A 13,141-nucleotide genomic window follows, 5' to 3' on the forward strand; every position below is an offset into this window, starting at 1 on the left:
TGGACATTCGCGGAACTCGCTCAATCTGAATCGGCGTTACCGCCTTCCAGTAATCGCGCCGCTAACGCTGTCGCGCCCGGATAATCGGTTTTTCCGGTCGCCAATACCGGCAGTTTATCCAGCACAAACACTTTTTTAGGGAAATTGATGGTGGCGACGCCAGGGGAGGCGTCGGCTAATTGTTTGGCGTTGGCGTCGCGGCGGGTCGTCAACAGAATGAGTTGTTCGCCTTTTTTAGGATCGGGCAGACTGACCACCACATGCTGCGCTTCCGGCCAAGCGTGGATGGCCAATTGTTCCACCGCGGTGAGAGATACCATTTCCCCACCGATTTTCGCGAAACGTTTACTGCGGCCTTGAATGTGAATAAAGCCTTCCTCGTCGACATGCACGATGTCGCCGGTATCGTACCAACCTTCGCCGAAAGCAGCGGAGCAGGGCGGTACCAATACGCCGGGATTGTCCGGCAGTAGATAACCTTTCATGATGTTGGGGCCGGCAACATGCAATTTACCGGCGTTCTCAATGCCAGGCACCGGTTCCAGCTTGTGCAGCATATCGGGCATGAAGCGGCCGACGCTGCCGGCTTTGTAATCCATTGGCGTATTCACCGACGTAACCGGCGAGGTTTCCGTAGCGCCATAGCCCTCCAAGATACGGATACCGAATTTATCCAGCCAAGTGGTGCGGGTGGTTTCCTGCAATTTTTCGGCGCCGGCTACCACGTAACGCAAAGAGTAAAAATCGTAAGGATGGGCTTTTTTGGCATATGCCGCCAAAAAGGTATTGGTGCCGAACATGATGGTCGCGCCTACCTCGTATGCCATCTCCGGAATCACCGCATAATGCAGCGGCGACGGATAAAAAAAGCTGGTCATGCCGTTCAATATAGGCATCATCGTGCCGACCGTAAAGCCGAAGGAATGGAACATCGGCAGAAAATTCAGCACCACATCGCCCGGTCCAAAATCGATGCGCGCTCTGATTTGTTTATGATTGGCCAGGATATTGGCATGCGACAACACTACGCCTTTCGGTAAGCCTTCCGAACCTGAAGTAAACAATACTACCGCCGCATCGTCGGCATCGTAGTCCTGGCTCTTGTACCAAAATCTTGCGGTTTTAGCCTGTAGCAAGCCGATGATTTTGTCGAAGCTTGTCAGTGATGTCGCCAAGTCTTCCAGGTAAATCAGTTTAACGTGTTGTGCCAGCGTTGCGGCTTCGTCCTCCAGTTTTGCTAACTCAATGAATTTGCGCGAAGTCAGCACAATATTGATTTGTCCGGTGCGGCAAGCGGCAGCCATACCGGCGGCGCCTATTGAATAATTCAGCATCGCCGGTACCCGCTGATAAATCTGTAAACCCAGTACCACGTTCAGCGTCTTACAGCTATTGGGCAGCAACACGCCGACATTCTCGCCGGTTTGCGTGAGGGTTTTGATTAGTTTGCCTACGAAGATGCTGCGAGCGATCAGAGCATCGTAGCTTAGTGGCTTGCGCTCCAGATCTTCCGCAACGGTGTAACGTCCGCCATGTAAAGCCCGTGCTTCCAATAAGGCCGCAAAGATGGTTTGTTGGTAATGACTGGTAGCAAACATCATTTCCGTCATGATGTCAGCCAGGATGTGGCCGCTATGCTTGCGGCGGGCTTTGCCGGTCACTTCGCCGTGAGTCTCGATCAAGGTTGGCGGCTGAATATGAATGGTGATGCGCGGAAACCAGTGTTGACGCACACTGCCCAGCTTGGAAAAGCGGCTGTATTCCGCGCCCTCAATGCGAATCGGCAACAAGGTTGCACCGGATTTATCGGCAACCATGCCGGTACCGTCATAGATTTTCATCAAGGAGCCGGTCACAGTGATCCGGCCTTCCGGAAAAATCACGGTTTTGGTATCGCTTTGCAAATGATGGATTAACGCCTTTAAAGACAAGGGATGCGTTGGATCCATCGGAAACACTTTGGATAAACGCAAAAATGGTTTCAGCCACCAGCGTTCAGAGATTTGGGTATTGATCGCGAAGGTGATGTCGTCCGGCAAAAACACGCCCAGTAGCAAAGGGTCGAGAAATGAAGTGTGATTAGCGACGATTAACACGCGGTTGCCGGCTTTAGCGTAATTTTCCAGCCCGTGGACCTTGACTCGATAGACTAGCGTCAACAGCCAGCGTAAAACAATTTTTAACATGATATTCCTCCCGTAAGCGCATATTAGCAGACAGATTGCGATTTGCCGGAAGGCACTATAACGATAAACTAAACGTTGTTCAATTTAATTTTCCCTTTGCCTCCTAAAAACGAAAAAGCCATCCCCAAGGGATGCTTTTGACATTGCTACCACCTTGTCCGTCGATGGACAAAATCGGTGCGATAATCCGGCGAACTGCTTTATGGCTTTTAAATTGGTTTTTTCCCAAAGCCGAATACGCCTAACAGCGCCGGAACAAACAAGAAGACAGATGCAGGCAACGGAACAGCGGCTGGTGCGGCAGTGACGTGGACAGTAGCGCCTGTGATGGTTGTGGCGGGCCCGCTACCATCGGAGAGAAATAGTAGTTGTGCCGGCGTATAGATCGGGTCGGGGATTATGCTTAAGGCATTCCCTGCGCTGACATTGAGCGCTTGAAATTTGACGGTGCCCAGCAAGGTGGGCTCAGAGATATTCAAACCGGTTGCCACGCTGCCCGACAGCATTTCGGCAAAATGAATTTTCCCCAAGGTTGCGCCCGAGCCTAGGGTAATGCTGTTCGCCAGACTTTCGGTGTCAGTGCCAAAAATACTGCCACTGCTTAGCAATTGCGCCGATAGGTTGGTGCTGTTGTAGGTCAGATCGAAATCGAAGCCCGCCAAATCAGCAACGTTATTAATATAAATATTCACATCGAAAATAGAGCCTTTAGCGAATGAGCGGATATTCGTGTTGTCAGAAAATTTAAGATTAAGCGTGGCCGCTTCGGTGGTCTGGAAAAACCCGACGAATGCCAGCGCAAGTAGTTTGGTAAGTAAATGTTTGTTCATAAAATATTCCGTAGGGCTGGAAACCGGAGCCAATCGCTCCGGCAAACTGATTCAAAAAATGGGCTAGGGCGCAGGGTTGACCACGGCGCATTGCGGCAATGTACAAAGCGGAGCTGCCTTTCTATAATCGATAATATTGACTCGCAAATCGCCATTCAGATCAGCGGGGTCGTTGGCTGCTACCACTTTGCCGTATTTGGCTTTGATGGCGTTCAAATCGTTCATGTCGATGTCGTTATCGCGATCCGTATCGCCGGGGCCTGTTACTTTCACGGTAAAAGCTTTAGATGCGCTGGTGTTATCGGCATCGTTTGCTGAGACGGTAAAGTTGAAAATGCCTACCTTGGAAGGCACGCCTGATAACAGGCCTGTGTCTTGCGCAAGAGTCAAACCGTTCGGTAATGCGCCGGCGCTGACGTTGACCACGTAAGGCGTGTTGCCGCCGCTAACGGTGGGCCGCTCCGGAAACACTTCGTTGACATTGCCGTTTTGCAGCGCATCGACCATTGCGAAGGGCGAGATAGCCACGAATTCCGTCATTTGCGAACCTTGATAGGCGCCGACGACTTCCGCAGTCGAACAATCGAATTCATGAGAGCCGCCGTTGGCATCGGTTACTTCCACTACGCCGTCGCCGTGCAGATTATCCGTTCCGACCGCATCGCACATGGCTTCACCCTTTTCGCCATCAATGGACGCGGCGGGGCCGCCATAGGCATAAAACTCATAACGGCGGGTGACGACTTCTTCGGCGTTGTTGCCCATGCTGTCGCTGCCGCCACGCAATTCGGATTTGGCGTTGCTGACACCATTGTGGGATTGCAGCAAATACCATTCGGATTCGACTTCGTCCGGCTCACCATTGGTCCAGTCTGCTAGACCGTCGTGGTCATGATCATCACTGATCAGTGCGCCTAAGGCCAAAACCCGAGTGTTGTGAGTTTTAGTTTTAATAACCTTGACCCAACTGGGTTCGCCAAATTCTTTTACGACGCTTTGCGGAACAACCGGAGCCGGCATGGTTGCCACGACTTGAGCAGGGAAGTCAGTGGTTGGCGGGGTATAGTCGAATACTGGCGTATTCAACTGCAGCGCGGGGCCAACAACCAGTTTGCCACTGCCATCCTTGACCAGCCAGTTGTATTTGACCGCGCTATAAGGCGTGGTGGCGGAGTAGGCAAAGTGCACCCCAAAATGTTCGCAGCCGACATTTTTGCTTAAATCGTAGCAATACAAGGTACTGCCGATTGGATAGGGATTGGTGAAGGCACCGTCTTTTTCGTAACGTACGAAGGTTTTGGGGTGCGCCGGGTCGCTGAGGTCTTCCCGTATTTTTCCGTAACCGTAATGATTACCTGGGTAGGTGCTGACTACATCTTTGCTGTTCGTATCGTCCAGTTCTATTTCTATGCCGTAGACCGGACCGCCGGTGTGATTCAGTGCGTCAAAGTTGCCCAGCCCGCCCCTGATGTCGCTCGCTTCGGCAATAGAGCCGAGCGCCAGCAATGGCAGTAAGAATGTCATTTGTTTCATCGAGTGTTCCCTGTAGGTTTGTGGTGTGTCAATTGACTTTAACTAACAATGAAACTTGGCGGGGTGAACCGACGACCTCCTGATTTTGATAGACCGAGATAAAGCCTGACTAAGTCAAAAATCTAAGAAGTCTTGCCGCAAGGCACGTAGTCAGTTGCCTAAACTCAAAAGTCGATTTCGACATATTTAGACAACTAAAAGTCGCGGGACTTATACCAATGGAAAATGAATTCAAAATTAAAATTGTGGGAAATCTCACATTTTTATTGTTATTTTATTGATTTCTTTCCGGTTAGCATGGCTTTGATTAAGTGTTCGTGGTGCGCTCTACCAGAAACAAAGACGCCCACTATGTGTAAAGCAATCAGTACCAGCATAAAATTGGTCGCCCCTTCATGAATTTCCTCCCAAAATTCTTCATCTTGGCTTTGCGTTTCTGCTTTTCCATCCTCTTCGTCGTCTTCTTCCGCATGGGCAGCGCTAATCAAAGTTAGTGTTGTTGGATTGGCAGCCAGCGGACCTCGGCCTTCTTCTATCGCATATACTTTCAAGCCGCTGACAGTCACAACCAGCAGCGTTGAGAGCAATGCCATGACCATCCAGCCGCCCAAAGGATTGTGGCCGACATAATGTTTCGCGGAGCCTGCGCGCAGTTCGCGAATATAGCTGTAAACAGTTCCGGGAGAACGGACAAAGTCGCTAAATCTGGCATGGCGGCTGCCGATGATTCCCCACAGAATGCGGAAGATAATCAGACCCAAAACCGTGTAACCGGCGTAAATATGCCAAGCGTTTTCTTCCTCGCTGGTGAAATAGGCCACAGTAAAGGCAACGACCAGCGACCAGTGAAAAATACGGATAAAAATGTCCCAGACCGCTACGGTGTGTTGGTTATTCATGTGGTTTACCTCGGCATGCTTAGTTGCAGATGTAGCTAGTGTAGGAAACCGAGATAAATCCAATCTTAAAAGTTCGGGGTTAAAATACCCTTACTCCAAGTAACTCTTTGAAACCAACCATTGTTATGACTCAACTATGCGACTATTGCTGGTAGAAGACGATCCAGGCCTGTCCCGATCTTTAAAAGCCGATCTGGAAAGAGCCGGGTTTGCGGTCGATTTGGCCATGGATGGCGAGAATGGCGAATTTTTGGGCATGACTGAATCCTACGATATTGTCATCCTGGATTTAGGCTTGCCGAAAATGCCCGGACTGGAAGTGCTGCGACGATGGCGGCAAGCGGGTAATCATGTGCCGGTCATTGTGCTGACGGCCAGGGACGCCTGGCATGAAAAAGTCGACGGCTTTAAAGTGGGCGCCGACGACTATCTGGGCAAACCGTTTCATATCGAGGAGTTACAGGCACGCATCCAGGCCCTGTTAAAGCGCATGCACGGGATGATGCAGCCGCAACTGTGCGGTTGCGGCGTGGCCTTGGATGAAGACAGGCAAACCGTCAGCGTTGATGGTGCTGAGCATGTCGAGCTGACGGCAATCGAATTTCGTTTGCTGCGCTATTTCATGCTGCATCCCGGCAAGTTGCTTACCAAAACCCATTTACTTGAGCACGTCTACGAATGTGACGGTGACCCGGCCAGCAACGTTATCGAAGTGTATATCAATCGGTTACGGCGTAAATTGGGTAAGGATTTGATCGCTACCCGGCGTGGGCAAGGCTACATCTTCGGTGACAAGCTGTGATTTCATTACGCCAGCGTCTTAACCGCGGCCTGATCATTATCCTGAGTATGGTGTTTGCCGGACACTGGTTGGCAGCAGATTGGGTGATTCGCTCTGTGGCGGAAAAACAAATGCTGACCCGCTTACAGCACGATGGCGATTCGTTGTTGGATACCTTGACGCTTAACGCGGAAGGACAATTGATTTTCGATAGCTCGCATGCCGGCACGGTTTACGGCCAAGCCTATTCGGGTCACTACTTTGTGATCCAGATTGACGGAAAAACCTATTATTCAAGTTCGCTGCAAGACGACGTTTTGCCTTTTACTACCGAGCCGGCCAATACCGCCAGGCAATTCCATTTTCCTGATGGACCGCATCACCAACCTTTACTGGTTTTGAGTCGAGGTTTCGAGCGATTTGGTCATGCAATCACCATTAGCATCGCCGAGGATTTAAGCGATATTGGTCATGACATAGACCACATCCGGCTTGCCTATCTGGTACTGACGGCCATGGTGCTTTTGATCGCAATCGCCCTGCAAAGTAACGATGTACGCAGATCGCTGAAACCGTTGCAGGCAGCGCGCGACGAACTGGCCGAGATTGCCTACGGCCGTCAGTCACAGATCCAAGCCAGAGTGCCGGCGGAAATCAAACCCTTGGTTGCGGAAGTCAATCGCTTGTTAGTGTTGGTTGAGAGGCGCTTGCACCAGTCTCGCACCGCGATTGGCAATTTGGCGCATGCGCTGAAAACGCCGTTGGCGATGCTGTTTTGTCTGGCTGAAAATTCGCAACTGGATGCCCATTCCGAGTTGCGTAATCTGCTGCAAAAGCAAACGCAAGCGATCCATGAGCGCATCGAGCGAGAATTAAAACGCGCCCGTATCTCCGGCAATCTGCAAACTGCCAGTGTGTTTAATCCGCAGCAAGAACTCACTGCCTTAGTCATGCTGTTGCAAAATGTCTATGCCGAGAAAAATTTAGCGATCCAAGTCAATGCCCCCGATCAACTAATCAATTTTGACCGGGAAGACATGCTGGAGCTGACCGGTAATTTGTTGGATAACGCCTGCAAATGGGCTGACAAGCAGGTTCTAGTCTCGGTTGAACATGAGGACGGCATTACCATCCGTGTCGAAGACGACGGCCCCGGTTGTTCAGTGCAGGATATGCAGCAATTAAGTAAGCGGGGTTTACGGCTGGACGAAGCAGTGCAGGGACATGGGCTAGGCTTGGCGATTGTGCGTGACATCGCCGTATTTTATGGCGGTACGCTGGAGATTATGCGTTCTGCGCAACTGGGCGGTTTGCGAGTGAGTGTGCAATTCCCAAGGTGGATAGCCGCAGCATCGGTATAATTCCCGCTTCTTTTGCATTTACCGTTTGATTGCTTATGACCTCCGTTAACACCGAAAAACTTTCCAGCGCCCGTTTTGCCGAAGCCACCGATGCTTTTGTCGAAGAATTTACCGCTTCCGTCAATTTTGACCGGCGCATGGCCCGGCAAGATATTCAAGGCTCGTTGGCGCATGCGGCCATGCTTTGCAAAATAGGTATTCTGACCGAACAGGAACTCGCCGACATTCGCAGCGGATTGATGCAAATCGGCGGTGAGATCGAACGCGGCGAGTTCGTCTGGTCAATCAAGCAGGAAGATGTGCATATGAACATCGAAGCGCGCTTGACCGATTTGATCGGGATTGCCGGCAAAAAACTGCATACCGGCCGTTCGCGTAATGACCAGGTAGCAACCGATATAAGACTATATTTACGTAGCGAAATCGAAACCATATTGACGCAGTTACAACGCCTGCAAATCGCTTTATTGGATGTGGCGGAACGCGAGGCCGATACCATCATGCCGGGTTTTACCCATTTGCAAGTCGCGCAACCCGTGACATTCGGCCATCATTTAATGGCGTGGTTCGAAATGCTGTGCCGTGATAAAGAACGTCTGCAAGATTGCTGTAAACGCCTGAATGTGATGCCCTTGGGTGCCGCAGCATTGGCGGGCACCAGCTATCCCATTGATCGCTTCATGACCGCCGAATTGTTGGGATTTTCCCGGCCGTCTAATAACTCTTTGGATTCGGTCAGTGATCGCGATTTTGCGATTGAGTTTGCCGCGGCCGCTAGTTTAATCATGATGCATTTGTCCAGGTTCTCGGAAGAACTGGTGTTGTGGGCCAGTGCGCAATTCAATTTTATCGATATTCCGGATGCATTCTGCACTGGCTCATCAATCATGCCGCAAAAGAAAAATCCCGACGTACCGGAACTGGTGCGCGGTAAATCCGGCCGGGTTACCGGGCATCTGGTGTCCTTATTGATGTTGATGAAAAGCCAGCCCTTGGCTTATAACAAAGATAATCAGGAAGACAAAGAGCCCTTGTTCGATACCGCCGACACCTTAATCAATTGTCTGCGAGCCTTTGCCGACATGATGCCGCGCATTCAAGCCAAACGCGAAAATATGTACAACGCCGCAAAAAGAGGCTTCGCGACGGCTACCGACTTGGCTGATTATTTGGTTCGCAAAGGTATGCCTTTTCGCGATGCCCACGAAGTCGTAGGTCAAGCTGTGCGCTTAGGACTGCAAACAGAGCGGGATCTATCGGAACTAACTCTCTCAGAGTTGCAGGGCTTTTGCGGCAGCATTACCGCTGACGTTTTCGATATTCTAAAACTTGAAGGCTCAGTCGCTGCCCGCAATCATATCGGCGGCACGGCACCAGTTGCCGTTCGTCAGGCAATATGTGAAGCAAGACAACAAATACCCCACTAAATCCTGGAATTTGGCATTTTAACTGCTACCCTTCGAGCATCGTTTGATTCGGAGGGTGGTATGCCCCAATATTTTTCCCGACTGCTTGCTGGACCATCGCTGGATGCAATCCCGCAAGAAACCGACTTTTGGCACGACCGGGAGCTTAGTTTGTTTAGCTGCCCCAGCGCCGATGCTGATTACGCATTGACCGCATTAGTTTTTAAAATTAGTAGAAATCCGAAAGATCTGCTGGCGCATCTACGCCGGATTTATTTTTGTTACGACCAGCGCCTGTCCGAGCAACTCTACGCGGCCTTGTTGGATTTAATGATTATTTTGGATGGGAAGGGAACTGCGATCAGTCGCCGTATGATACAAGCTAGCCAGTCGCGGCTGCTGGTCCAGCAATGTCAGGATTTGCTTAAAACTGACGGGCAAACGCCGCCAGCTAATCGATATTCTTTGTTCAGTAAAGGTCTGTTGGCTAGCTGCGAACTGGTCAGGTCCAGACGGCAAACCGAAGCGCAACATGATTATTTGGCCTTAGCCAACGACTTTATCGAATACAGTCAGCTCGAACAGGCCATGGATGTGCTGGAAACGGGTATCAACCTGCAACATGATCGTCCGGATTTGCAACTGGCTTTGTTAGAGCTGTATAAGTCTACAAAAAACCGGGAGCGCTTTCAGCTCAATCGGCAGCGATTTAGCGACTCCGGCGTGGTGCTGGAGGGTGAATGGCTGGAATTGGCACATTATTTTGAAGGACAGGCATCATGAGCAAGTCGAACAAAACGCCATTTCGAATCGCTCTGCATGGCATGGATACCCGCACTTATAAAACCATGGAAATGTATCTGAAGGGGCCTTGTCGGGGGGCTGCCGTCGTGGTCGAGGATGCCGAAGCCAGCATTGACATGATCGACGCGGATCACCCCAAAGCCCGGGATATTCTGGATGCCAGAAAAGCCGCCGCGCCGGGCCGACCGATCATCTTATTGTCATTACAAAACCTACAACTGGATAATACTTACTTCATCAAGAAGCCGGTGAATGTCCAGCAAATAATGGCGGTGCTGGACAAGATTAAGGCGGTTGCCGAGGCTCGCAAAGCCGCTGCCGAACGTACGAAGATTGCGCAAGCACCTGCAAAGACAGCTGATATGCCGTCCCCGCCCAAGGACGAGAAGCCGAAAAAAATGGCTATGGATGTCTATGTTAATAAGGCTAAGGCGCCAAAAACAGGTGATGCCGCTGAGCACCACAAGGCCAGCAAACATCATTCTGCGATGCAGTTGAACGAAGGCGGCTTCACAGCGTTTTTAGGGACACTGAGCGACATCGATTTTGACGACGAGGTGCAGTTGTTAACAGCCTGTTACGACCCCAGGCAGTATTTTTTAGGCTACGTGATGTCGGCATATAAAACGGCCAATTTACAGTCGCGTGTTTTGCAACTTTGTTCGATTTGGAAACCTTTGACGATTTTTCCGGAAAGCCAGGAAGTCTGGATCGACGCCGACGATAAACAAACCCGCGCATTTGCCGGGATGCCATTGGGTAAAGGCTCCGTCGGCAAAATGATTTTGACGGCAGTCGATTCCACAACCGCCATTCAGCGCGCCGAAGATAAGTTTCAAGATATGGGTGCTTTTGTCTGGAAATTGGCAATCTGGACATCCAAAGGGCGCTTCCCGATAGGTCTGGATATTCAAGGGCCCGTCTACTTAGAAAGATGGCCGAATTTTACCCGACTGGTCATCACGCCCGATGCTTTGCGCATTGCCGCATTGTTGGTTCAGGCACCGAGAACGCCGTTGGAAGTTGCTGGTCTGTTACATGTCAAACCGCAGTATGTGTTTGTGTTTATTAGTGCCTGCCAGACGATAGGCATATTGAAACAAAGCGAACGTCAAGCCGATGCGGTGATTGCCGTAGAACCCACCAAGAAGCCCAAAAATGAGGGTTTATTAAGCAAAATTCTCAATAAATTGCGCGGCGCTTAGCAAACGATAAGGAATCTCGATGAGTCAATACAAAATTATTTTCACGGGCCCGGTAGGCGCCGGCAAAACGACTGCAATCAACGCTATTAGCGATGTGCCTCCGATCAAAACTGATGCGGCTGCCAGTGATATGACAAAAAATCGTAAAGCATCCACTACGGTGGCGATGGACTACGGTGTCATGAATTTGGCGGGCGGCGAAAAAATTCACTTGTACGGTACTCCCGGCCAGGAACGGTTTGATTTTATGTGGGATATTTTGACCAACGGCGGCATCGGCTTAATTTTATTGCTAGACAACACCCGCGCAGACCCTTTTCAGGATATGCGTTTTTTTCTGGATGCGTTCGGTAAGTTTATCAACGACACCAGCGTAGCGATTGGGGTGACGCAAATGGATTTAAGCAGCACACCCTCAATAGAAGACTATCATGCGCAACTGCAAGGCTTTGGCTTGAAACCGCCGGTTTTTTCGGTGGATGCACGGGAAAAGAATGATGTTTCTTTGTTGGTACAAGCTCTTTTATATTCCCTGGATCCTGGTTTGGCGGGGTAATCACCATGGAAAGATTTGATCTGATTAACGGGCTGTATCTCTATCCTACTCCCGCTGGTGCTTACTACGCTGTCTCGTCACCCGAAAACGATAAACCCCGGCGGTTTTTAATCCGCTTGCTGCAACAGGAACAGACTCCGGCACTGACTATCGCGCAGTTGCAAACATTGATGGAAATCGATGACGAGGACAAAGCCTTGCAATTGCTGCTGTACTGCCAAAAGCTAGGTTGGGTGCAAGGCGTAGACACGCCTTTACAGGCGCCACAGGCTGCGCTTGAGACGATGTTACCGGATTTATTGGCAACGATTTCCGAGAGCGGCAAAGTGCTATTGGCAGATGATCAAGGGTTTTATCTGGCGTGCAGCGGTTTTCCGCATGAGGTCGCCGAAGAATTGTCCGCGCTCAGCGCGGAACTGGCAACCGTGCATAAACGCCGTTCCGGATTACTGATAAACAATATGGGCATTTCCAGCCATGCCTGGGCCATTGTCGATCCGTTCGGTAACAGTCAAATCGGCTTTTGGCCGATGTTCGTCGGTAAGCACCGTTTCGTGTTGGCGATCAGCGGCGTACCGCATTTTAACCAAGCGGAGTTTGTAACCTTGGCCTGGGCTTTAATCACCCGTTATTTAAGCAAAGCCGCTGATGCTGCCAATTAAGCGGATCGCATATCACCCATTAATGAATAGGAATTAGATTATGAAAGCAGACATGCTGACGTCGGTTTTAAACGAGCTGAACGGTACTTCGGCGGATATAGAAGCCTCCGGTGTGATTTCCACCGACGGTCTGATGATGGCGTCGGTGTTGCCAGCCGGTATGGACGAGGATCGAGTGGGCGCTATGAGTGCGGCGATGTTGTCTTTGGGCGATAGAACGGCCCAAGAATTAAATCGCGGCAATTTGGAACAGGTGTTGATCAAAGGCGCCAGGGGCTATGTGCTAATGACCTATGCCGGTAATGAAGCCGTGCTTACCGTACTCGCCAAACCCAACGCCAAGCTCGGACTCATCTTTCTTGATGTGAAGCGTGCGGCAGAGAGTATTTCCGAAATGCTGTAAACCCTAACCGGCAACCCGGAGTAAATCATGATCGTTGATATGAAGCCCGAAGACATCATTGGCGAGTACCAGGAAGCAACACTTACCTATTGCGACGGCAAATCCAGAAAAGTGCTGTACACCGAGCTTGAAACGCCGTATCCCGACGGCAAGTTGATTGTTTCCACCACGACGCCGGATGGCATCATCAGCCACGTCAATCGCGCATTTGTGGAAATGTCGGGCTATACCGAAGCGGAGTTAATCGGCGCACCGCATTGTATTCTCAGGCACCCGGACATGCCGTCCGCTGCGTTTAAAGACTTATGGGATACGGTGCAACGCGGTGAAAAATGGCAAGGCTTCGTGAAAAACTTGCGTAAGGACGGCGGTTATTATTGGGTAAAAGCCACGGTCATTCCGAATGTGCGCGGCGGTAAGGTGGTTGGCTATACCTCGGTGCGCCGCAAACCCTCGCGCAGTAAAGTCGATGAATGCATCGCACTGTATCCGACACTTAGTTAATTGGGGAGCAT

The 13,141-nt window shown here is 50.7% G+C and carries 13 protein-coding genes; 9 read left to right on the forward strand and 4 right to left on the reverse strand.

Going from position 1 to position 13,141, the window contains the following annotated elements; translation table 11 throughout:
* Positions 1-20 precede the first annotated feature (20 nt).
* From JWZ98_RS09730 to JWZ98_RS09745, 4 genes are all read right to left on the reverse strand, one after another.
* A complete protein-coding gene (locus tag JWZ98_RS09730) occupies positions 21-2,186 on the reverse strand; it encodes an AMP-binding protein (protein WP_205454126.1) in 2,166 nt (721 codons plus the stop codon).
* A gap of 209 nt (positions 2,187-2,395) precedes the next feature.
* Entirely contained in the window at positions 2,396-3,016 is a 621-nt protein-coding gene (locus tag JWZ98_RS09735; RefSeq protein WP_205454127.1) for a cohesin domain-containing protein, read from the reverse strand.
* 63 nt (positions 3,017-3,079) lie between these two features.
* Positions 3,080-4,549: a putative Ig domain-containing protein gene (locus JWZ98_RS09740; RefSeq protein ID WP_205454128.1), complete on the reverse strand. Its 1,470-nt coding sequence runs from the start codon at positions 4,547-4,549 to the stop codon at positions 3,080-3,082.
* A gap of 269 nt (positions 4,550-4,818) precedes the next feature.
* Positions 4,819-5,448: a cytochrome b/b6 domain-containing protein gene (locus tag JWZ98_RS09745; protein WP_205454129.1), complete on the reverse strand. Its 630-nt coding sequence runs from the start codon at positions 5,446-5,448 to the stop codon at positions 4,819-4,821.
* Between the two features lie 136 nt (positions 5,449-5,584).
* Here JWZ98_RS09745 and JWZ98_RS09750 point away from each other — a divergent pair, with 136 nt between their 5' ends.
* The 9 genes from JWZ98_RS09750 to JWZ98_RS09790 are packed head-to-tail and all read left to right on the forward strand — an operon-like array spanning position 5,585 to position 13,130.
* The gene (locus JWZ98_RS09750) at positions 5,585-6,250 is read left to right on the forward strand and encodes a response regulator transcription factor (RefSeq protein WP_033159333.1); all 666 of its coding nucleotides are present in this window, start codon (positions 5,585-5,587) and stop codon (positions 6,248-6,250) included.
* The gene (locus JWZ98_RS09755) at positions 6,247-7,590 is read left to right on the forward strand and encodes a sensor histidine kinase (RefSeq protein WP_205454130.1); all 1,344 of its coding nucleotides are present in this window, start codon (positions 6,247-6,249) and stop codon (positions 7,588-7,590) included. The genes JWZ98_RS09750 and JWZ98_RS09755 overlap by 4 nt, the downstream gene beginning before the upstream one ends.
* A 35-nt stretch (positions 7,591-7,625) precedes the next feature.
* Complete coding sequence (argH, locus tag JWZ98_RS09760) at positions 7,626-9,017, forward strand: argininosuccinate lyase (RefSeq protein ID WP_205454131.1); 1,392 nt, start codon at positions 7,626-7,628, stop codon at positions 9,015-9,017.
* A 60-nt stretch (positions 9,018-9,077) separates the two neighbouring features.
* A complete protein-coding gene (locus JWZ98_RS09765; RefSeq protein WP_205454132.1) occupies positions 9,078-9,779 on the forward strand; it encodes a hypothetical protein in 702 nt (233 codons plus the stop codon).
* Entirely contained in the window at positions 9,776-11,005 is a 1,230-nt protein-coding gene (locus tag JWZ98_RS09770; RefSeq protein WP_205454133.1) for a hypothetical protein, read from the forward strand. The genes JWZ98_RS09765 and JWZ98_RS09770 overlap by 4 nt, the downstream gene beginning before the upstream one ends.
* Positions 11,006-11,024: 19 nt before the next feature.
* Complete coding sequence (locus tag JWZ98_RS09775) at positions 11,025-11,561, forward strand: ATP/GTP-binding protein (RefSeq protein ID WP_033159328.1); 537 nt, start codon at positions 11,025-11,027, stop codon at positions 11,559-11,561.
* A 5-nt stretch (positions 11,562-11,566) separates the two neighbouring features.
* Entirely contained in the window at positions 11,567-12,223 is a 657-nt protein-coding gene (locus JWZ98_RS09780; protein WP_205454134.1) for a hypothetical protein, read from the forward strand.
* A 40-nt stretch (positions 12,224-12,263) separates the two neighbouring features.
* Entirely contained in the window at positions 12,264-12,626 is a 363-nt protein-coding gene (locus JWZ98_RS09785) for a roadblock/LC7 domain-containing protein (protein WP_101052602.1), read from the forward strand.
* Positions 12,627-12,653: 27 nt separating this feature from the next.
* On the forward strand, positions 12,654-13,130 hold the full coding sequence (locus JWZ98_RS09790; protein ID WP_033159326.1) for a PAS domain-containing protein: 477 nt from the start codon (positions 12,654-12,656) through the stop codon (positions 13,128-13,130).
* The last annotated feature ends 11 nt before the right edge of the window (positions 13,131-13,141 follow it).

The sequence above is a fragment of the Methylomonas sp. EFPC1 genome, from assembly GCF_016925515.1.
Taxonomy (GTDB): domain Bacteria; phylum Pseudomonadota; class Gammaproteobacteria; order Methylococcales; family Methylomonadaceae; genus Methylomonas; species Methylomonas defluvii.